This is a genomic window from Nibribacter koreensis (assembly GCF_039541795.1).
GTDB lineage: Bacteria > Bacteroidota > Bacteroidia > Cytophagales > Hymenobacteraceae > Nibribacter > Nibribacter koreensis.
The window spans coordinates 437908-457741 of sequence record NZ_BAABGX010000002.1 but is presented as its reverse complement, the minus strand read 5'-3'; the positions used below and the strand labels follow the sequence as shown (position 1 = coordinate 457741).

Here is a 19834-nt window from a genome sequence, read left to right as displayed (position 1 = left end):
AAAAAGCCTCTCATTCATGAGAGGCTTTTTTGTGTCACAACAGTTACAAATCCCTGAAGCGCAGTAAAAAGTAGCTTAGGAAACTGAATAGACCAATGTACAGGACGGCTGGCAACAAAGCGTGCATGGGTGTTAGGGCCTCAGAGGCGCCGGTCACCATTTCAAACATCTCTTTGCCCGGCATGGGCGTGAGGCTGGACAGCACCTTCATGGGAAAGTATTTGTCTATGTGGTCTGGCAGTTGGTAATGGATGATGGGCTCCAGAATTTTGGCGTAAATCAAGAACGCCAGAATGGCCAGACCGCTTTTCTTAATCAAGAACCCGAAGAGCATGGCCAGGGACATGTACCCGATGGCCTGCACCAGGTAATACAGCACCGCCTCTGCGTCTACGTACATTTTAGAAAAGGGCACCTCGGTGGCTCTGGTAATACCAAAGAACAAGCCCAGCACAAATACATACAGCGCACAGGCAAAACCCAGAAGTAAGACCACGGAGTATTTGGCCTGCACCACATCGGCGCGGGTATAACCGTCAATAATTTGCTGGCGCAGGGTCCTGAACGTGAACTCATCCGTGACGGCAATTACAATCAAGATACCAAGTAGTAAATTGAAGTAACTGGCCACATAGGTCACCTTCGGCCATAGGCCAGGGAATTCATAGAAGGAGGGCCCGGCAGTCTGGCCATTGATGGTCACGTTACTACTGATGTGCAGAATCAAAAACAGGAGCGCGGCGAAGATGGCCAGAATTACCCAAGCAGTTTTATAGGGTAATAGCTTTCTGAGCTCTACACGGAGGAGGGACGGGGTCATATCTTTTTATCGGCTTTAATGATTTCCATGAACTGGCTTTCCAGGGTTTTCTTGCGCACGGTGAGTTGGCTCAAGGCAATGCCCTGCGCGAAGAAGGCCTTGTTCACCTCTGCGCTGTCCACGCCGGTTTGCAGGATGAGCTGTACCTGATGGTGAATAATCTTGGCATCTGTCACAATAGGTAGGGAGCGGGCAATCTCCTCCAACTTCTCCAGCGGCGCGCCGCCGTTGATAATCACCAGGTCATGCGCTGACATGATTGTGCCTACCGGTCCTTCGGCTTTGAGGTGCCCGGCGCGCAACACGGCCATGTGGGTGCAGACTTTTTCTACCTCGTCTAACAGGTGACTGGCCAGTAGAATAGTCTTGCCTTGTTTGGCCACGTTGAGAATGAGCTCCCGTACCTCAGCAATGCCTTCTGGGTCCAGACCGTTGGTGGGCTCATCCAGGACCAGTACCTCTGGGTTGCCCAGCAAGGCGGCGCCAATGGCCAGACGCTGTTTCATGCCCAGAGAGTAGCCCTTAAAGTCATTGTGCTGGCGGTTGGCCAAGCCCACGGTTTCCAGCACGGTCTGCACCTGGCTGTGGTCTACGCGCTTGATGTCAGCAACAATCTTCAGGTTTTGAAGGCCTGTCAGGTAGGGGTAGAAGTTGGGCGTTTCCAGCAGGGCGCCAATGCGTCGCTTGGTTTCTTTGGAGAGCGGCTGCCCAAACCATTGGAACGTACCAGCAGTGGGGTTAATCACGTCCAGTACAATGCCCAGCGTGGTGGTCTTGCCGCTTCCGTTGGGGCCCAGCAATCCGTAGATGCTGCCCTCGGGCACGCTGATGCTTAATTGGTCCAGGGCCTGCACGGACTTGTACCGCTTGCTGAGCCCCTGTATGTCTAATACGTTTGCCAAATCTGTCTTTGCTTAAAGAGCGGCCTACTTTGGCCTTTCTACAAAGCTAGAAGGATTTAAGAGAATTACGAATCTTGAATATTTATCCCTGAAAAACAGAAAGCCCGCTCTTAGAGCGGGCTTTCTGTTTTTGGCTTGCTTTGGCCAAAAGGGGCCAAAAACGGAGCTTACTTGTTTTTGCGCTTCGGTGGCGGCGGCGGTGCCATTTCATCCACGATTATAGTGGGTGGTGAAGGTGGCTGGTTCTTCTTTTTAACTTTTGGCGGTGGCGGAGGAGCCATCTCGTTTACCTCTACGCGTGTAGGCGGTGGAGGTGGCGGTAAGGCCCCATACTTTTTCTCAAAGGCCGCTCTGCCTTCTGCCGTAGCATCAAATGATTCCACTTCGCCATTTTTAAAAATCACATAAAAAGTGTCTTCGCTGGCGCTAATGCCTTTTACCGTTGGGTTGCGCTTCTTGAAATCTGCCGGCAAGTCTACGTTCATGGCCGGTGGAGGCGGCGGTGGGGCCAAGGCGGCATCTGGTGCGTCAGGTGCAGCTGGGGCAGGCGGTGGTGGGGGAGGTGGTGAAGGCAATGTGCCGTATTTCTTCTCAGCTTCGGCCAACCCTTTTGCCGTTCTAGGATAGACTTCGGTTTTGCCAGATTTTAGGTGTACATAAAGGTTCTCTTGATTCCAGCCTAGCTTATCAACTGTAGGATTCCTTCGCTTGAATACATCATAATCATCCTGTTGAGAAATGATTTTCTGACCGTCTTGGGTGGTCTGCTCTAAGATGGAGACAGGTGAAGTCTGCGCCATTCCCTGCAACGAGAAAAGCGAGAGGGCCAGGGCCGGGATAGCTACCAAGAAACGCGCTTGCTGTACCCGGGTAGAGGGAGCTTTGTTCATCATCATGATTCGGTGTTTAAGTGAATGGTAGTTAAAGGAAGACGTAAACGCTATTGGCGGTGCCCCTGCCGTTTGCAGAAGCGAGAACTGGTACTGCTTTCGGTCAATGCCGGCCTCCAGGGTTTGCTGGTCGGTTAAGAACTCTAGGTTCTGCTTGAGGGCAATGCGCAAGAGCCAGACGGCCGGGTTAAACCAGTGGAACAGGCAGGTCAACTCCACCAGCAGGATATCCAGGGTGTGCCACTGGGTCACGTGCGTGTGCTCATGCTTGAGAATGGGCAGCCAATCCTGCTCGGGGTGCAGGCTGGGGTTAAAGTAAATGGTGTTGGCAAAAGAGAACGGCGGAAAAGCCACCGGCAACTCTCTAAAGGGAATACCCTGGAATGCCGCATGTTGGGACTGTCTGTGCAGTCTGTACAAAGAGACCATCTGCACCAGCAACCGGACAGCCATCACGCCTACGCCCAGCCAAAAGAGGTATATGGGTATGAGCCAATAGTCAAAGGCGGTTTCTACCGGTGCACTGGCGGCAGGCAATGTCCAGGTGCCAGAAAACGTAGCCAAGGTCTGGTACACCTGCTCGTTTTTGGTAAACAGGGCAGAAAAGTCAAACAGCGGCAGGACGCTGGCTAGGACCAGGCCGCCCGACAGGAACCAGCGGTTCAGCTGGAAGAAGGTGGTAGGCCGCAACAGCAGGTGGTAGGTGAGATACAACAGGGCAATCCCAATATTCACCTGAAGCAGATAAAGGAGGAGCGCTGGCATATCAATTGGTTTTTTGGTTTTCAATCATGTCCATGATTTCTTTCAGCTCCTCGGGGCTCAGCTGCTTCTCCTTCACGAAGAAGGCCACCAGTTCTTTGTAGGAGTTCTGGAAGTAGTTGCCCACAAAGCCCTTCATGAACTTCTTCTTGTACTCCTCGGCTTTAATGAGCGGGGAGTAGCGGTACGTGTTGCCCAGTTTCTCACCCTGCACGAAGGCTTTCTTCTCCAGGTTCTTGACGGTAGAGGCCAGGGTAGTGTAAGGCGGCTTGGGCTCAGGGAGCTTGTCCAGGAAATCCTTGATGAAGCCGCCCTGGGTTTCCCATATGACCTGCATGGCTTCCTCTTCTTGTTGCGTCAGCTTTTCCATGGGTTTTATTTTATTATGCGAGATGTTCGTAGTGTTACGATTGTTTAGTAATTCTACGAAAAATTCGTAATAAGTAATGCGTTTTGGGTGAAATATTTTTTCAAGAAAAATAAAAAGCCTCTTCTATGTAGGAGAAGAGGCTTTTTATGTGTTGAAATTTTTTAAAGGTTTATTGGATTGTTGGTGATAACACCAACAATGGCGCGGGCTTGGCTTTGTTGAAGGGTAAGATTACTAAAGGCATGTCAACCCAAATGTAAAGTAACTAAAAGAATGTAGCCCCAAATTCTTCCTTCTTCTCTAAGTCTATTACTATTCCACCATCTTTCCTCAATCTGCAATCTTTTCTTATTCTGCAGCACTTCATCCTTCCACCACCTTTCCCCTCACCACCTTTGTCATCCTGAAAGGATCTTGGTGGCCAGCTAGATAACCAGTGGTTCTGAGGTATTCGCATTTTTAATCTGTTTTCTGAGGAACAGCTCAAAAATGCTTCCTTTTTTTCTCCTCTTTCCCTGCTTCAAGTTTTCAACTTGGAGCTTTGATAGATAGCAAGTTTTCAACTTGCGTGAAGGCATAATACGTAACGCAAGTTGAAAGCTTGCCTCAACTGTACCCACAAGCTATAAGCTTGCGGGAGAGTCCTAACCGTTTTTGCCTGTTTTTGGTAAAACTAGCCAAAAATGGAATTGATTACTGCACCGGCAACGCACCCCCTAACCAGCGGGCCACCGGATACCGGTTGTGGGTGTTCTCATAATGCGGGGTGTTGCGGTAGATAAAATTGAGTTGGGCTTGGGCGCTTTTGGCCAGATTGGGGTCTTTGGCTTTGGCTTCTTCCAAGGCGGCTTTCAACTTGGGGTCTTGCTTGAGGTACTGGGCGGCCAAGTCCTCAAACACGTAGGCAGAGAAATGCTCCTTCTGGCCCAGAATGGAGTCAAAGAAATTCCAGGCAAAGTAGGAGTCCGGCGCCTGCGGTTCCAGCACTTCCACCAAAAAGCGGTTGCTCACTTGGTTCAGGTACACCACATAATCGCCGGCGTAATATTGGATAGGCTGCTGAGTTTTGCGCACCTGCACGTCGGTATGCAGGTAGTGGCCTTCATAAGGACGCTGACCGGTTTTATAGTCGGTGATGTAATAGGTTTCTGGGGTTAGCACCGTGTCTTTGCCTAGGCGCTTCAAGGTGACTTGGTTCTGCTGGAGGCGTTCAATTACTTCGGTCCAAGCCTGCGGAATGATGTAGGCTACCGGTTTGGTCACTGTCAAGGTAGGTTTGTAGGTGTCAAAGTACTGTACCGGACGTGTGAAGGGTGCTTTGCGGTCATAGTACAGGCGCTCCAGGCCGCTTACTTCGCTGGCTTTGTACTTGGCCTCGTAGCCTTTGAATTGGATGGTTTCTACCTGCGTGGTATCTGGGGCCCAGTTCAAGGCAAATTGTTGTTGGCTGAGCAAAGCGGCGCGGTCTTGTTGGCGGGCAGTTTGGATGGTCTTTCCGTTTTTGGCGGTGTAATCCAAAAACTCCAGCATGAGGTCATAGGTAGAGGCCACGCGTTGGTCAAAGGCCTTGAGCATGTGCGTCTCCGGGATGAAGCCCAGCGTCTGGAACAAAGTGGTGTAGCCAGAGGCATAGCGCGGCAAATCAGCAAAACCGAAGATGCCGGTCTCTGGCGTCTCGCCGCGCGAGTTCACATACGGTACCATGGGCCATTTGCGCTTCTCCATGCCTTTGAAAAGCGCCGGAAGCATCTGTTGTTTCAAGTGCTTGCCCAACGCGCCGCCCAGTTTGTTGTGCTGGGTAGGTATGAGCGTCATGGTGTACTGATAATCGGCGCCATTGCTGGTGTGGTTGTCTATAAAAATCTCGGGGTCCCAGGTCCTGAAGATAGTTGCGAAGGTCTTGGCGTTCTTGGAGTCTTCCTTGATGTAGTCGCGGTTCAGGTCCAGGTTGCGGGCGTTACCCCTAAAGCCATAGCTCACTGGTCCGTTCTGGTTGGTGCGCGTGTGGCTGTTTCTGTTTAAAGCGCCTCCTACATTGTAGATAGGAATAATGACCAGCACTACGTTGTCCAGTTGCGCCTTCAGCTTCTTGTTCTGCATCAGGTCGCGGGCCAGCATCATGGTCGCGTCAATGCCTTCGGGCTCTCCCGGATGGATGCCGTTTTGAATCAGAATCACCGTCTTGCCTTTCTGGTGGACAGACACCGGGTCAAAATCTTGACTGGTAGAGATGACCACGGTGTGCAGAGGCTTGCCAGCATCTGTCATGCCAATAGGCGACATCTTTATCTCTGGGTAAGCCTGGTCCAGACGCTGATAATACCCAATGCACTCCTCATAGGTGGCGGTCTGCGTCTTCTTACTTTTCTCATAAGGTGTCTGCCAGTTTAGAGTAGGCGAGGTTTGCAACAAGAAACTGGTGAGAAGGGTAAGAAGCGTAAGAAGCATTGCGTGTTGATTAAAAGGAAAAGAAAATCCGTTTTTGGCCTGTTTTCCAGAAATCAGGCTAAAAACGAAGGAAGGGATTAAGTATTGAGTTAGTATCGGCGAGCAGGCGTTGTCCCGAAAACGCTTTGGTCCAAGCTAAACCGGCCGGGTCCAATGAAGAACAAGCTGAAGAACAGAATAGCCGCCTCTAAGGCATGCGAGTAGCCGCCAAAACCATCACCCGACGCAAAGTGCATATAAGCCGCCACCAACATAGTGAGAAACATCAAAACCATGGCCGGACGGAAAAACAAGCCCAAAATCATCAGCAAGCCACCACCTGCCTCGGCGAAGGAGGCTAAGAAGCCCCATATGACAGCGCCCTGCGTGATGCCCAACGTGCCCATGGCACCGCCCACTTTGGCCCACATCTCGGGGCCGCCCGTTATTTTTGGCCAGCCGTGTACGATGAACATAAAGCCAATGCCTACCCGGAGAATCAATAACCCGAGGTCTTGGTAGCGGTAGTTGTTTTTCAAGAATTGCATGTTAGTGTAGGAGCGGTGTTTGATAATATAGATTAGAATATCAGGCTAAAATCTGAAAAAAATCTTTACCATGGTGCATCCCTCTTCAGGAAAGCATGTCTTTCAACAACAAGCTCCAAAATAATTGAAGAAAGGAGCCTAAGACGGCTTATTCTAAGACCATTCTCAGCATACATTAAAACCAAAAGCATATGAAAAACCTGTTTATCCTCTTACTGGCTTTTATAGCCGTACCTGTTTCTCTTTGGGCGCAAACCATCGTGCCCGCCTCGGAGGTCATTGCCCGCATTAACCGCGGCGAGCGCATAAGCTACAAAAACGTGACTGTTTCGGGTAACCTGGACCTGACGCAGTTGCAAAACAAAACGCTGGTCACCAATAATAACAAAGGGACTGACGCCATTTCTCCGCAACGCGAATATCTGAGCAAGGTGACCGCTCCACTTATGTTTGAGAACTGCACTTTTCAAGGCGACGTGTTGGCGTATTACAACCCAGACAACCTGGAAGGTGAGAACATCAAACTTGAAAAGCGTGACCTGAAGAATGAAATCTACAACACAGATTTTGAAGAGGCCGTGACCTTCGCCAACTGCGTCTTTGAAGGAAAGACCGCGTTCAAGTATTCCAGGTTTAAAGATGCTGTATCTTTTGCCGGAAGTACCTTCAAAAAGGAAGCGCTGTTCAAGTACATCAAAGTGCAGGAGTCTGTGGATTTCAGCAAGGCCAAGTTCTTAGGTGATGCCACCTTCAAGTATGTCAAGTTCCCAGAAGCGGCCAAGTTCACCGGCGCTACCTTTGCAGACGTCGCCAATTTTAAATATGCAGAATTTAGAGACGGTGCAGATTTCCAGAAGGCTCGTTTCACCGGCTTCGCCGATTTTAAATATTCCCAGCTAAAAGGCGACGTGAAGTTCACCGGCGCCACTCGGACTGGTGACTTGGACGTGAAATACGCCAAAGTCAACAACTCCAAGCTTAGTGCATCTCTAATTGAAGTAGCTAAGTAGTAGGTTATTGTGATAACAGAAAGGGCGGCTACTGTGAAGTGGCCGCCCTTTCTGTTTAAAGTGCTTTATAGCGTTTATGAAATTCCTTGCTAGTTTTTCTGTCTTTTAAATTGATTATAATCCAACTAGTAAAAGGCCTGTGAAAAAGTGTATTACTTAATTCCTTGTCCACTACAGTTATCTGTTTGATTTTATCTTCGGTTAAGGTAGATGCTAATTGAGTGTATGTGAAAGTAGATGAATCTATCGGAATTACTACTCCATCAATGATTAGAAGTGGTGTTATGATTTTTGCACTGGAGGAACCTCTGTTTTGCAATAGTCTTTCTTTAATCATGACCCATTGTTCACCCTGCTCCAAACCCTTCAAGGCGGCCAGCCATTGTGAGTTTTGCTCATCCAAAGCTATTACTTCCTTTTGATTTGTATCTCTAGTTTGACCTAATAAGGAAAAACTAGAGACAAAGAAAACAAATGGTACAAGCAAGAGCCTCATATTCATCTTTGATTAAAAGAGCATCACGCTGGTCACCTTAGTATCACCAGGCACGGTGTTCACCTTCAGCTTTGATACGTTACCCGCTGGCATACTACTCACATCCAACACGAAGCTCATCTTGTTATCCTCTGAGATGGCCACAAAATTGCCTTCGCCCTGGGCTACACTTTTAATGTTCATGTTGGTTTTTAAGTCTTTGTAGGTAGAGCCAATGCCAATACCGCTTTGGGTTTTGAAAGCAGGGTTGAGCACGGTGATGCGCCATACCTTGCAGGCCGTTCCTTTACACTGCTGTTCCACGCGTAGGTCGGTGCGGTTGCGTTCGCCTAGCACTTCATAGGCTTTCACGGCAGTGCCTTCCTGTTGCAGTTCTACTTCTTTGAGTTTGTTGTAGCCATACTGCTTCTGCAATTCTTCAATAGGCATTCCAATCTTAACGGCGCCGGCCTGACCTTTCTGGATGCTCAGGTTGAACAAGGGATTGTCTGACGTTGGCGCTTTGCTGGCCGAGGTGGACGTACCGGCAGACACCTCCTCAGCAATGACGGCTTCCATGGCATTGTCGTCCATGGTTTCGGTTTCGGTGGCGTCTGGTTCTGGGGTTAATTCCTCTTCTTTGGCTTCTTCAGCGGCGGCAGCAATTGAGTCTTCCTGAGCCGAGGTGGTAGTAGTGGCGCTGTCGGTGCCGCATGAGGCTAAGAAAAGGCAGGTGCCTAAGGCAAAGAGGGTCTTTCTCATAGTGGTCTAGGTTGCAGGTCACATAAATACAAGTTATAGGAAGATAACGCAAGGGTAAAAGGCAAGTTGCTTTGCTCTTTTTTGGCGATGGCGCGTATTCAAGGTAATTTGGCGGCGCATTTAATTCTTGAAGACATGGCAAAGAAGCCTCTGATTTTAGTATCCAATGATGATGGTATTACTGCACCGGGCATACATACGCTGGTAAAAGTAATGCGCAAGATAGGTGACGTGGTGATAGTGGCGCCAGACGGACCGCAATCTGGTATGGGCCACGCCATTACCATTGGGGACACCCTGCGCTTGGATAAGTCGCTTATCTTCCCAGATTTAGAGTCTTATGAATGCTCTGGCACGCCCGCTGACTGCGTCAAGATTGCCAAGCACCATGTCTTGCGAGACAGAAAACCAGATATAGTGGTGAGCGGCATTAATCACGGTTCTAACTCCAGCATCAGCGTCTTGTATTCTGGTACCATGTCGGCGGCCATTGAGGCGGCCATTGAAGGCTTGCCCGCCATTGGTTTCTCACTCTGTGACTACGGCCATGACATAGACTTTTCACATACCGAAAAATACGTGGAGATGATCACGCGTCAGGCGCTGGAGTTTGGAATTCCACATGGCGTGGCCCTGAACGTGAACTTCCCGAAGAAATCTGACAAGCCCATTGCCGGGATACGGGTGTGCCGCCAGGCGCGCGCCAAATGGGAAGAAGAGTTTGACGAGCGCCAGGACCCCATGGGTAGAAGCTACTTCTGGCTCACCGGTAAATTCGTGAATTTTGACAAAGGCGCCGATACCGATGAAGCGGCTTTAGCCCAGAACTACGTCTCTGTAGTGCCTTGCCAGTTTGACATGACCGCCTCCCACGCCATTGTCCAACTCAACAACGAGTGGAACCTGAACCCAGAGGTAAAGCCTACCGAAGGCTCCAAAACCATAGAAAGCGGCCACGAGGAAGGGTAGATTTTGTTATTGGTTATTCGTTGCTCGTTATTTGAGTAGGGGAAAGCCGTTTTTGGTCTGTTTTACAGAAAACAGACCAAAAACGGATGACTCTGTTTGGTGATTTCTTAACTATTGAACAGCATACTCTAGCGTTTGTACATTGACTCCCATAGAGTTAGAATAAGTAATCTCAATAGGCAGATTTCCCGCGCCGTATTTGTATAGGTAGTTTATTGTTTTCACCCATTCCATCACTTGACCGCTTTGCTGGAGGTACATGCGTAGCTCCACCTTAGTGGGATTGTTGGGGCTGAGAGAGCCAATTAAGAAGCCCTCAAGGATGCTGTTTTGACCATAGCTCCTTAAAAGAGGAGACCCTAATTTGTGGAAGGGATTCGGCTTGTCGTCGTATTCTACAATGCTATGTTGACTTAACATGGCAGCTTTGCCTTGTTCTGATCTGTACGTTTTCTGACTAGTCATATTTCCTCTGCTATCATATTCAAGGATGTACCATTGAGAAGCAGTAGTAGACCCATCATAGTAGAATCTTATTTCAGAAATATTACCTTGAGAATTATAGTCAATTGCGTAGTAAGATCCGCTTTCGTCTCTGGTGAGCTTTATTAGCTGATTGGAAGCATTATAAGTATGGGTTGTTTTGCTTAGATAAGAAGAGCTTCTCTTAGTGTCATAGCTCAGGATCTCACTCAATTGCCCTTGAGAATTGTAGGAATGCATGTCTACCTCATTGGAAACATACCTGCCAGGTTGAAAGTTGTATTCTATTAGTTTTCCTTCTTGGTTGTATTTAAATAAGTGAGTGGAAGGATCGTAGATTGGAGAGGTTTCGCTCATTTTTGTGAGACGCAAAATCTGAGGTACTACCTCCTCCGTTGTATCTTCTTTGCACGAAATGGTCAGAATGGTGAATAGTAAAATACTGATGTAGAAGACACTTTTCATGTAGTTAAAATTAGGATGCTCTGTTAATAGGGTTTAGTCGTAACAGGTAAGCCTTGACTGAAAAAAATATACCTTGGCAAGGTAGGAATAGCCACAATGAGCAGAAACATTGTTAAATGAATTGCCATAGACCAAAATGCAAAAAAGGCTGTCCCAGAAATGGGACAGCCTTTTTTGTAAGCATTAAAGTAAATTATCCTCTTGGGTTCAAAGCCTCTGTGATACGGTCAGAAAGGTCTTGCAAGTGGTAGTTGCTCAAAGCATCCGTCTGGGTAGAGGCAGATTTGATCATGCTGTTGATGTTGCGCAACTCAGCCTTGGCTACAGAGATAACATCACTCTGCCCAATGGCCATGGTTGGCGTGGCACCACCTCTACCAGCGCCGGCGGCTGCTTGCGCGGCGGTGGGGGCTGGAGCTGGTTTCACCAGGTCAATCAGTTCCTCAACGTAGATCTTCTGCAGGTTTCTGCGGTACACGTCAATGGCTTGCTTGTTCTTCAGTTCTTTGAAGATAGCACCGTTCATGTCGGTAAAGAAGTCGGTTACCTTGTAGGCTTTGTTGCCGTCCAGGGCTTCAGCGGCAATCAGTTTAGTAAGCGTGCTGTTACTTACCAATCTGTTTAGAACTGCCTGCTGGCTACGGGAAACAATCACCATCGGGTTAGCGCCGGTGTTGTTTAAAACCGCTGGGCTGATCATCCAGGTAGGCGTGCTAAACAACTGCTTGTCTAAGAAAGCCATGGCCTCTTTCTGGGTGGCCGCTGGCGTGCGCTCATAGATAGAACCTTCCTGCTCCACCGTCTTCGGGTTTTCATAGATACCGCCAATGTTCTTGGCTACGTGGCCCATGTACCGGTTAAACTGTGTAGTCAATTGACCATACATGTTCTCCAAGTTGTCATAGCCTTCGTTCTGTTCTTTGGTCCACTCAGGCAGTTTAGCCAGAATGCGCTGCAAGTTTTTGATGCCGTACTCAGAAGCTTTCATGGCGTTGTCGCTCAAATCTTCGTTCTGAGAATGCGGATCATCAGGGTTGATTTCGGTACCAAACCAGTTGCGACGGTTCTTCAGTTTCTCAATGGTCATCTTGTTTAGGATAGCCACCTCATCATGCGCGTCTTTGGCATTTGGTAACACACGGTAGCCCCACTCAATGGCCCAGTTGTCATAATCGCCAATTCTTGGGTAGATGCCTTTAGAAGAGATGTTGTCTTCTGGCTGGGCCACGTAGTTAAAGCGGGCGTAGTCCATGATAGACGGCGTGTGCCCGTGCTCTTCCACCCACTTCTTGTTGCGCAGGTTCTCTACAGGAACCGTAGAGCTAGAGCCGTAGTTGTGACGAAGACCCAAGGTGTGGCCCACCTCATGTGAAGACACAAAACGGATCAAGTCACCCATCAATTCCTCTGGGAACTCCATCTTACGGGCACGCGGATCTACCGCGGCAGCCTGGATGAAGTACCAGTCACGCACCAGTTTCATTACGTTGTGGTACCAGTTGATGTGGCTTTCCATGATCTCGCCGCTGCGTGGGTCAGAGATAGACGGACCGCTGGCGTTAGAAATCTCAGAAGGCTTGTAGACAATAGCACTGTGACGCGCATCATCTAAGCTCCAGTTTGGATTCTCTTTTTCTGTAGGTGCCATTTTGCCAATGATGGCATTCTTGAAACCAGCCTTCTCAAAGGCCTTCTGCCAGTCGTTTACGCCGGCAATCAGATACGGCACCCACTGCTTAGGCGTAGCTGGGTCAATGTAGAAGATGATAGGTTTGATGGGCTCTACCAGCTCACCGCGCTTGTACTTGGCCATGTCCTGGGGCTTAGGCTCCAGTCTCCAGCGTTTTACCATCTGTATTTCCTTTACGCCCTGTGGATTGGCGTCAAAGTCTGTATAACCTACGGCAAAGTAGCCCACGCGCGGGTCAAAGAATCTTGGCTGCATCGGCTTTTTAGGCAATACCACCATAGACGTGTTGATCTCAATGGTAGAAGAGCCGTTCAAGGTAGAACCAGCACCGCCACCAGCCGGAGCTGCGCCAAAACCAGTAGTAGGAGGCGTCAAGACATAGGTTTTCACCGTGGTTACCTCTACGTTCTGCGGGAAGCTGCGTACGTTCTGGATGTAGCTGCGGTCAGAGATGAAGTTGCCTAATCTAAAGCGAGTCTTGCCAGCCGCGTTGCTGAAAGAGAAGATCTCGTTCTCGCCTTTGATGTAGTCCGTCATGTCTACCACCGTGCTCTTGTTGTTAGGACCGTAGGCCGCCACGTTGAAGGCCGCTACAATGGCCTGCACGTTAGAGCGCTGTACAGACTGGTACATGCTCTTGGTGCTGTCTGGGCTGTAGGTGGCGTAAGAGATCTTGCGCATGAAAATGCGATCATCTGGACCTTTCTCAAACATGATCACGGCAGAGCCAATCTGGTCACCAGCGTAGCCAGAGGCAGAACGAACTTCGGCGCCGGCTTTAGAGATGCGGTTTACCACCAAAAGCTCACGCCCCAGAACGGAGTCAGCCAGCTCAAAGAAGTATTTGTCATCTACTTTGTGGGTTTTGAAGAAGCCGGCTTTGGTCTGGGCTTTGTCCGTGATCACGTCAGCGTAGGGCTTCGGCTTGGCTTTGTTGTTGGCGGTGCCTGCCATACCGGCGGCGCCTGCTACCCGGCGCGTTGAATCGGCGGGCTGGGTGCGGCCTTGGGCCATGGTTGCTCCTGCAACAGAACCTACCAAGCCAAGGGTTAATAAGAATTTCTTCATACGGGTGTATGGTGTTTTGTTAGTAAAGGATTTGTTTGGTGTGTGGCATTTTGCAACCAGGGTTGCAAGCAATAGACAAGCGCGCAGGTGAAAGGTTTAATGCTTGCTCCCGCTTTTTGAAACTTTATTTTAAAATTGAAGTAGTGGCTGAAATTAAATAGCAGTACCACTTCTGCTCACCGGTAGAGTCTGATGTTGTGATGGTTGCCCTCCTTCTCGTTTTTGACTTGTTTTTCAGGAAACAGGCTAAAAACGCCTTGGGTGCGGGTAAAGGAAAAAGCCCCGGCCAAAAACTGGAAAGGGCTTTTTTTATAGGATGGATATTTTGCGCCAGGCTTAGTTTGCTGAAACCGCTTTTACCTTCTTGAAATTCTCTACCGGTCCAATGTGCGTTTTGCCTACCGTGAAGAAACTTCTTTTCAATTTAACCTCAATAGGAGCCAAAGCCTTGGTGATGTCTGAGGTGATCACCTTTTGATAAAACTCTTTAGCCTCTTTAGAAGCACCCTTCTCAAACGCGTGAGTTGAGTGTTTTTTAGTAATAGGCTGACCCGGAATGATTTGGTAAGATGTAGTGATTACCTGATACTTAGGAAGAAAGGGTTTGATGGCTTTGCGTAAGATTCTTTTCATATTATTCTTATATTCTTGATGGCACTAGGAGTGCTGTTGGTAAAGGTAATCCATAAATTTTCATTTTTGGTTCATCGTCTCTGGCCTTGCATGAAGATTCTTGTAAAGATGTAATAGAATATAATTTAATGAATAATAGTGATTTGGTAAGTGGCTGAAAAATAGATGATAAGCAGAGGCAGGTCATCTCCCTGTTCTAGAGCATGGAGAAGCATAAAATCTGAAAAGACCTCTAAAAAGGCATAAAAAAAGACCCGGCACTCAAAAGTGCCGGGTCTTCTATTTCTACAAATGAGCCTCTCTACTGAATGGTAGAATACTCTTTTAAAATGGTGACTGGAGTAGCCTGCGCCTGGTTTCTGAAAGCTACCCATTGCGTAGCGAAGAAGGCGTTGATTTTGGCCAGCGTCTCGCGGGTCATGGCCTCGGCTTGTTCTACCAGTTGGGTTTCTGTAGAAGTGAGCGGTTCTGTGCGTCCGTTGATGTAGGACCGGGCCTCGTTCAACTTGACGGTGGCCGTCAGGTAGAACGGACGGCCGTAGCCCTGTCTTTCCAAGCCCTTCCCGAAGAGGGATTCCTGGTGCAACTTGATGGAATCTTGCATGGCTTTGGCGCTGCGCTGCAAGGCCGACGCTTCTTTACCCGGCTTCCCTTTGAGTTGGGCCATTAAGGTCTCTGTGGCTTCTGATGCCTCTAACAGACGATCTGCCGCCGCGGTCACTTGCTGAATGCTGTTGTTCAAACGCTCCTGCAAGGCTCTTCTAGCCACCATGTTCTGCTGGTTGTACGGCACGCGCGGATCTGGCTTCACGGCAAGTAGGGTAGAGTCCTTGGCCCCGGCATACTGGAACACCAATTTGTAATTACCTGGCAGTACCTGGTTACCTGATGGCTCACCGCCGCCGCTGCGCTGAGGCTGACGGTTGTTGTTGGGCTGCCTAATGCCGCGCTCCGTCAGGTTCCAGCTAAACTTCTGCACACCCAAGGTAGAATCCGGTACTTGGCGCAAGGTTCTGATGAGCTGGTTGCTCTCATTGAATACCCGCACATACAAGGTGTCTTTTCTGTTGGTAGTCTTTGGCGCTAGCGTGTCTTTGGCTGGCAAAACGGTCGCCTGCACCGCCCCGGTTTCCATGTTCCTGGTAGTAGTGGCTTTGGGTTTTTCTTTCTGTTTTCTAACGTCTGCAGGTTTGGCTACTGGCGTACTGCGCTTAGGTTGAATATAGTAAGTAATCTGCGCCCCCGACGGACGATTGGCCGCCTGATACAGATTCTCAGACTCGTTCATACTGCCTGGGGCCTGACCGTAGCTGGCCAGATACGCCTCAGATGGCGCAAAGACTGCCAAAGGTTTCTCTAACGTCTTGCCCTGACTAGAAGCCAGCTGGCGCAACGGCCTGATGTTGTCCAAGACGTAAATGCCTCTGCCAAACGTTCCCATCACCAGGTCTGCTTCTCTTTCTTGGATGACCAAGTCCATGGTAGGCACAGATGGGTAGCCGCTGGTCCACTGGGCCCAGTTCTTGCCTTCGTCCAAACTTACCCAAAGTCCGTGCTCCGTGCCCGCAAACATCAATTTTGGTTCTACCGGATCTTGCAAGAAAGATAACGCATAGCCGCGCACCTGCTTCTCGTCAACAAGACGCGTCCAGGTCTTGCCAAAGTCGGTGGTCCTGAAGATGTACGGGTTAAAGTCCTTACCCATGCGGTAATGGTTGGCCACTACAAAGGCCTCGCCGGCGCGGTGCTTAGAGGCCGTAATCTGCGGAATCCAGGCTTCTTTGGGCAGGCCTTTGATACGGCTGGTTACATTGGTCCAGGTCTTTCCGCCGTCTTGCGTTAGTTGCACATTGCCGTCATCCGTGCCCACCCATAGCACGCCTTGTTGTTTGGTGCTGGGGGCAATGGTCAAGATGGTGTTGTGGTTCTCTGCAGAGGTCACGTCCAGACTCAAGCCACCGCTCAGGTTCTGCTTGTGGTGCTCTGGGTTGTTCAAAGTCAAATCTGGCGACACTAGCTGCCAGGTCATGCCTTTGTCTGTAGACTTGTGCACAAACTGGCTACCATAATAAAGGGTTCCGTTGTTGAACGGGTCTAAGGCAATGGCGGCGTTCCAGTTAAAGCGCAGGCGCGTCTTCACGTCTGGGTGCGTAGGTTTGATGCTGTAGGAGTTGTTGGTCACTTTGTCAAAGCGGTTCAGGCCGCCGCCCTGTGACATGGCATAGCCGTAACGGGCATTTTCTGGGTCTGGTACCACGTCAAAACCATCACCACCCAAGACGTTCATCCAGTGCAGGTTTCTAATGCCGCCTCTGCTAAACGTGTAGGCCGGTCCGGTCCAGGAGCCGTTGTCCTGCAAGCCACCGTAGATGTTGTAAGGCACCTCATTGTCTACGTTCACGTGGTAAAACTGCCCAATGGGAATGCCTTCTGGGTAATACCAGGTCTTGCCTCTATCCTTGCTGATGGCTATACCACCGTCGTTGCCGTCAATGAGGTGATTGGGATTGTTGGGGTTGATCCAAAAGGCATGATGATCGGCGTGAATCTGCTCCAGGGTGGCAATCACCTTGAATGTTTTGCCGGCATCCTCGCTTACGGCAATGGGTTGGTAGATCATGTAGACGCGGTTCTCATTCTGGGGGTCCACAAAAATCTCATTGAAGTAAAAGGCGCGGTTGGTCACAATAGAAGGGTCTTCGGTGACCTTGGTCCATTTCTCCCCACCGTCATCTGAGCGGTACAAGCCGTTCTTAGTGGCCTCTACCAACGCGTAAATCCTGTTAGGCATGCTGCGGCTAATGGCCAGTCCCAAACGCCCGAAGTCGCCGGCTGGCAGACCATCTTGTGCTCCTTTCTTTTTCCAGGTCTTGCCACCGTCATAGGTGATGTACAAGCCTGAACCCGGCCCACCCGACTTGAAGTCCCAGGGCGTACGGCGATGTTCCCACATGTTCACTACCAGTTTGTTGGGGTTGCTGGGGTCCATCACCATTTCGGCCACGCCAGATTTCTCATTGGTGAACAGAATGCGTTCCCAAGACTGCCCACCGTTGGTGGTTTTGTACACGCCACGCTCTGGATGGTCACCAAAAGGCAAACCAATCACACCAGCGTACACAACGTCTGGGTTGGTAGGGTCAATGAGAATGCGGTGAATGTTGAAGGTCTTGTCCAGGCCCATGTGTTTCCAGGTACGGCCACCGTCTATGGTCTTGTAAATGCCGTTGCCCATGTTCACCGAGTTCCTGGGATTGCCCTCGCCGGTGCCTGCCCATACCACGCTAGGGTTGCTCTGCTGAATGGCCAAGGAGCCGATGTTGATGTTGGGCTGCTCGTCAAAAACAGGAGTGAAGGAAACGCCTCCGTTCTCGCTCTTCCAGACGCCGCCTGCCGCCGCGCCCGCATAGATGATTTCTGGATTGCTGACTACGGCCTCAACGGCAGTAATGCGTCCGCTCATGGCGCCCGGCCCAATGTTGCGTGCCTTCATTTGCTGGAACACGGCGGTGTTCAATTTCTGGGCCTGCGTCTGCCATACGCCCAAAAAGGACAACAGCAGAAACAACGAAGCGTGCTTCTTCATATAAGTTGAAGGAATAAGTTTGTTGGTTGGATTGGTGTTTAAATATAGGTAAAGATGTGAAGCGCAGACAAAAAGAAACCCGTTTTCAGCCTGTTTTCTAGAAACTAGGCCAAAAACGGGTTTGTGTTTACATGCAGGCGGTGACGGGGGTTACTGCTTTAAATTGCCTGCAGGTACAGTATGACCCTGTTCTAGTCTTACAAAATGGCCGCTTTCATCTATCTTAATAGCAAATACCTGTATATGAGCCACGGGCTGGTTGTTCTGTGATGCGGGCGCAAAAGAAGGCAGAGAGTTAATGAGTTGTATCAAGCGATCATCTACTGCGGCGGCTACGCCTTTGAGCAGTTTGGTCTCTGTGGTTCTAATGCTACCGTCTTTGTTGAGGATGGTGCTTATTACCACTACCTTATAAGGGTTCTTGATGGCGACGTGGCTAGGGGCGGTATAGTTCTTTCTCAGGAACCTTTCTAGTGCTTTCTGGCCTCCTGGAAAAGCAGGGGGCACTTCTGTGGCAGCGTAAATTTTCCCCTCCTCATTTTTTACAGCCGGCTTCTGCACATTAGAACTAACTATTCTATAGGGTATAGCATACTTTACTCTTATGACGCGGCCGTTCTGTTGACCCGGAACCCAGTGTGGCATGCTTTGCAACACACGGACAAGCTCAGCATCAATAAGCGGGTGGACTTTACGAAGTATCTGCACCTCATGCACTTTGCCATTGATGCCCACAATAAATGTAGCCACTGCTGTACCCGTGATGCTGTCTTTTTTTAACGTCTCTGGGTACACAAATTGAGAGCTTAGATAATTGAACATGGCATTCTCGCCACCCGGGTATTCTGGCATCTTTTCTACCGCAATGTAAACGTTAGACGTATCCTCTACATGGGGGTTAGCAACGGGCGGTTTGCCTTGCGCAAAGGTTAGGTTTGCGTAGCCTAGCGCAAAAGCCAACAGCAGAAAAAAGGACTTGATAAACTGGGAATACATGTTAGCTTTCATAAATAGGAATAGGGACACCTAAAGAAAAACCGTTTTTGGTCTGTTTTCCAGAAAACAGACCAAAAACGGCTCTCAAGGTTTAAAGTCTCAAAATTACTTCTGCGCGCCTTCCAGCACTTCCTTCACATTTCCTTTCTCATCCAGTCTTATAGGCAGGACCAGTTTGTAGGTAACAGCCTCGCCGTTCTGCATGGCCGGCGAAAAGTTAGGCAACATGCTGACCACTTCTACCATGCGTTCGTCCATGCCGTAGCCCATTCCCTTTAAGATTTTGGTTTCTTTTTCTCTAACAGAGCCGTCCTTATTGAGAATGACGCTAAGGATGATGGTGCCTTCCATGTTTTTATCGGTGAGGCGCATGGTAGACTTAAAGTTCTTTTTCAGGAAAGAGGCCAAGTCCTTGTTACCCCCTGGGAACGCGGGAGCAACCTCAGTGGCCACGTATATTTTTTCTTCTACGGGCGCGTCCTTCTGGATGGGCGTGCCGGGCACTTGGTAGGGAAGCGTGTATTTGACTCTTCGTACGCGGCCGTTCTGTTCGCCGGGTTTCCAGGCAGGCATGTTCTGCAAGACCCGGGTTAACTCAGCATCCACCAACGGATGCACGCCTTTTACCTTGTGCAGGTCATGCACCTTGCCGGTGGTGCTAATGATGAAGGAGAACTGCATGGTAGCCGGCTGGCCGTCATGCTGTAAGGCCTCTGGGTATTTAAAGCTGCTGTTCAGGTACTGGTACATGGCGTCCGTGCCTCCCGGAAACTCGGGCATCTTCTCCACAAAATTATAGACTCTGGAAGTGTCTTCCTGCAGGGCAGACGAGGCAGGAGTAGTAGACGTTTGTGCTTTGGTGGCAAGGGTAAGGCATAGCAACAAGGCCAGGCTAGTAATGACTGCCTTAAGGGGAGAATGAGAGAGCATACGGTTTGTTGTGATTTAGTCCTGAAAGATAAGAAAGAGAATCTTTAA

At 49.6% G+C, this 19834-nt stretch carries 16 protein-coding genes; 2 read left to right on the top strand and 14 right to left on the bottom strand.

Annotation, left to right across the window (positions count from 1 at the left end; translation table 11 throughout):
* Positions 1–43: 43 nt before the first annotated feature.
* The 6 genes from ABD880_RS09160 to ABD880_RS09135 all read right to left on the bottom strand — a co-directional run bounded on the left by ABD880_RS09160 (position 44) and on the right by ABD880_RS09135 (position 6719).
* A complete protein-coding gene (locus ABD880_RS09160; protein ID WP_345164894.1) occupies positions 44–820 on the bottom strand; it encodes an ABC transporter permease in 777 nt (258 codons plus the stop codon).
* Positions 817–1722: an ABC transporter ATP-binding protein gene (locus ABD880_RS09155; RefSeq protein WP_345164891.1), complete on the bottom strand. Its 906-nt coding sequence runs from the start codon at positions 1720–1722 to the stop codon at positions 817–819. Before ABD880_RS09155 ends, ABD880_RS09160 begins: the two co-directional genes overlap by 4 nt.
* 167 nt (positions 1723–1889) lie before the next feature.
* On the bottom strand, positions 1890–3377 hold the full coding sequence (locus tag ABD880_RS09150; RefSeq protein ID WP_345164887.1) for a M56 family metallopeptidase: 1488 nt from the start codon (positions 3375–3377) through the stop codon (positions 1890–1892).
* Between the two features lies 1 nt (position 3378).
* Positions 3379–3744, bottom strand: coding sequence for a BlaI/MecI/CopY family transcriptional regulator (locus ABD880_RS09145; protein WP_345164884.1), 366 nt, complete (start codon positions 3742–3744; stop codon positions 3379–3381).
* 693 nt (positions 3745–4437) lie between these two features.
* Positions 4438–6192, bottom strand: coding sequence for a M14 family metallopeptidase (locus ABD880_RS09140; RefSeq protein ID WP_345164881.1), 1755 nt, complete (start codon positions 6190–6192; stop codon positions 4438–4440).
* Between the two features lie 89 nt (positions 6193–6281).
* Positions 6282–6719 carry a DoxX family protein gene (locus tag ABD880_RS09135; protein ID WP_345164877.1) on the bottom strand — a complete coding sequence of 146 codons (438 nt, stop codon included), beginning with the start codon at positions 6717–6719 and terminating at the stop codon, positions 6282–6284.
* A 191-nt stretch (positions 6720–6910) separates the two neighbouring features.
* Here ABD880_RS09135 and ABD880_RS09130 point away from each other — a divergent pair, with 191 nt between their 5' ends.
* Positions 6911–7729 (top strand): pentapeptide repeat-containing protein, encoded by an 819-nt coding sequence (locus ABD880_RS09130; RefSeq protein WP_345164874.1) that lies wholly within the window; start codon positions 6911–6913, stop codon positions 7727–7729.
* Between the two features lie 55 nt (positions 7730–7784).
* Here ABD880_RS09130 and ABD880_RS09125 read toward each other — a convergent pair whose 3' ends face one another.
* Together ABD880_RS09125 and ABD880_RS09120 are read right to left on the bottom strand one after the other, a co-directional pair.
* Positions 7785–8225, bottom strand: a complete 441-nt coding sequence (locus tag ABD880_RS09125) for a hypothetical protein (RefSeq protein WP_345164872.1) — start codon at positions 8223–8225, stop codon at positions 7785–7787.
* Positions 8226–8237: 12 nt separating this feature from the next.
* Entirely contained in the window at positions 8238–8966 is a 729-nt protein-coding gene (locus ABD880_RS09120; protein WP_345164870.1) for a hypothetical protein, read from the bottom strand.
* 135 nt (positions 8967–9101) lie between these two features.
* Here ABD880_RS09120 and surE point away from each other — a divergent pair, with 135 nt between their 5' ends.
* Positions 9102–9935, top strand: a complete 834-nt coding sequence (surE, locus tag ABD880_RS09115) for a 5'/3'-nucleotidase SurE (protein ID WP_345164868.1) — start codon at positions 9102–9104, stop codon at positions 9933–9935.
* A gap of 111 nt (positions 9936–10046) precedes the next feature.
* On the opposite strand, the gene ABD880_RS09110 is transcribed toward surE, so the two are convergent.
* From ABD880_RS09110 to ABD880_RS09085, 6 genes are all read right to left on the bottom strand, one after another.
* Positions 10047–10883, bottom strand: a complete 837-nt coding sequence (locus ABD880_RS09110) for a hypothetical protein (protein ID WP_345164866.1) — start codon at positions 10881–10883, stop codon at positions 10047–10049.
* A gap of 193 nt (positions 10884–11076) precedes the next feature.
* Positions 11077–13641, bottom strand: coding sequence for a zinc-dependent metalloprotease (locus ABD880_RS09105; RefSeq protein ID WP_345164863.1), 2565 nt, complete (start codon positions 13639–13641; stop codon positions 11077–11079).
* A gap of 336 nt (positions 13642–13977) precedes the next feature.
* Positions 13978–14274: a hypothetical protein gene (locus ABD880_RS09100; protein WP_345164861.1), complete on the bottom strand. Its 297-nt coding sequence runs from the start codon at positions 14272–14274 to the stop codon at positions 13978–13980.
* A gap of 301 nt (positions 14275–14575) precedes the next feature.
* Positions 14576–17860: a WD40/YVTN/BNR-like repeat-containing protein gene (locus tag ABD880_RS09095; RefSeq protein WP_345164858.1), complete on the bottom strand. Its 3285-nt coding sequence runs from the start codon at positions 17858–17860 to the stop codon at positions 14576–14578.
* A 150-nt stretch (positions 17861–18010) separates the two neighbouring features.
* Positions 18011–18856 (bottom strand): energy transducer TonB, encoded by an 846-nt coding sequence (locus ABD880_RS09090; protein ID WP_345164855.1) that lies wholly within the window; start codon positions 18854–18856, stop codon positions 18011–18013.
* 105 nt (positions 18857–18961) lie between these two features.
* Positions 18962–19786, bottom strand: a complete 825-nt coding sequence (locus ABD880_RS09085; RefSeq protein ID WP_345164852.1) for an energy transducer TonB — start codon at positions 19784–19786, stop codon at positions 18962–18964.
* Positions 19787–19834 lie beyond the last annotated feature (48 nt).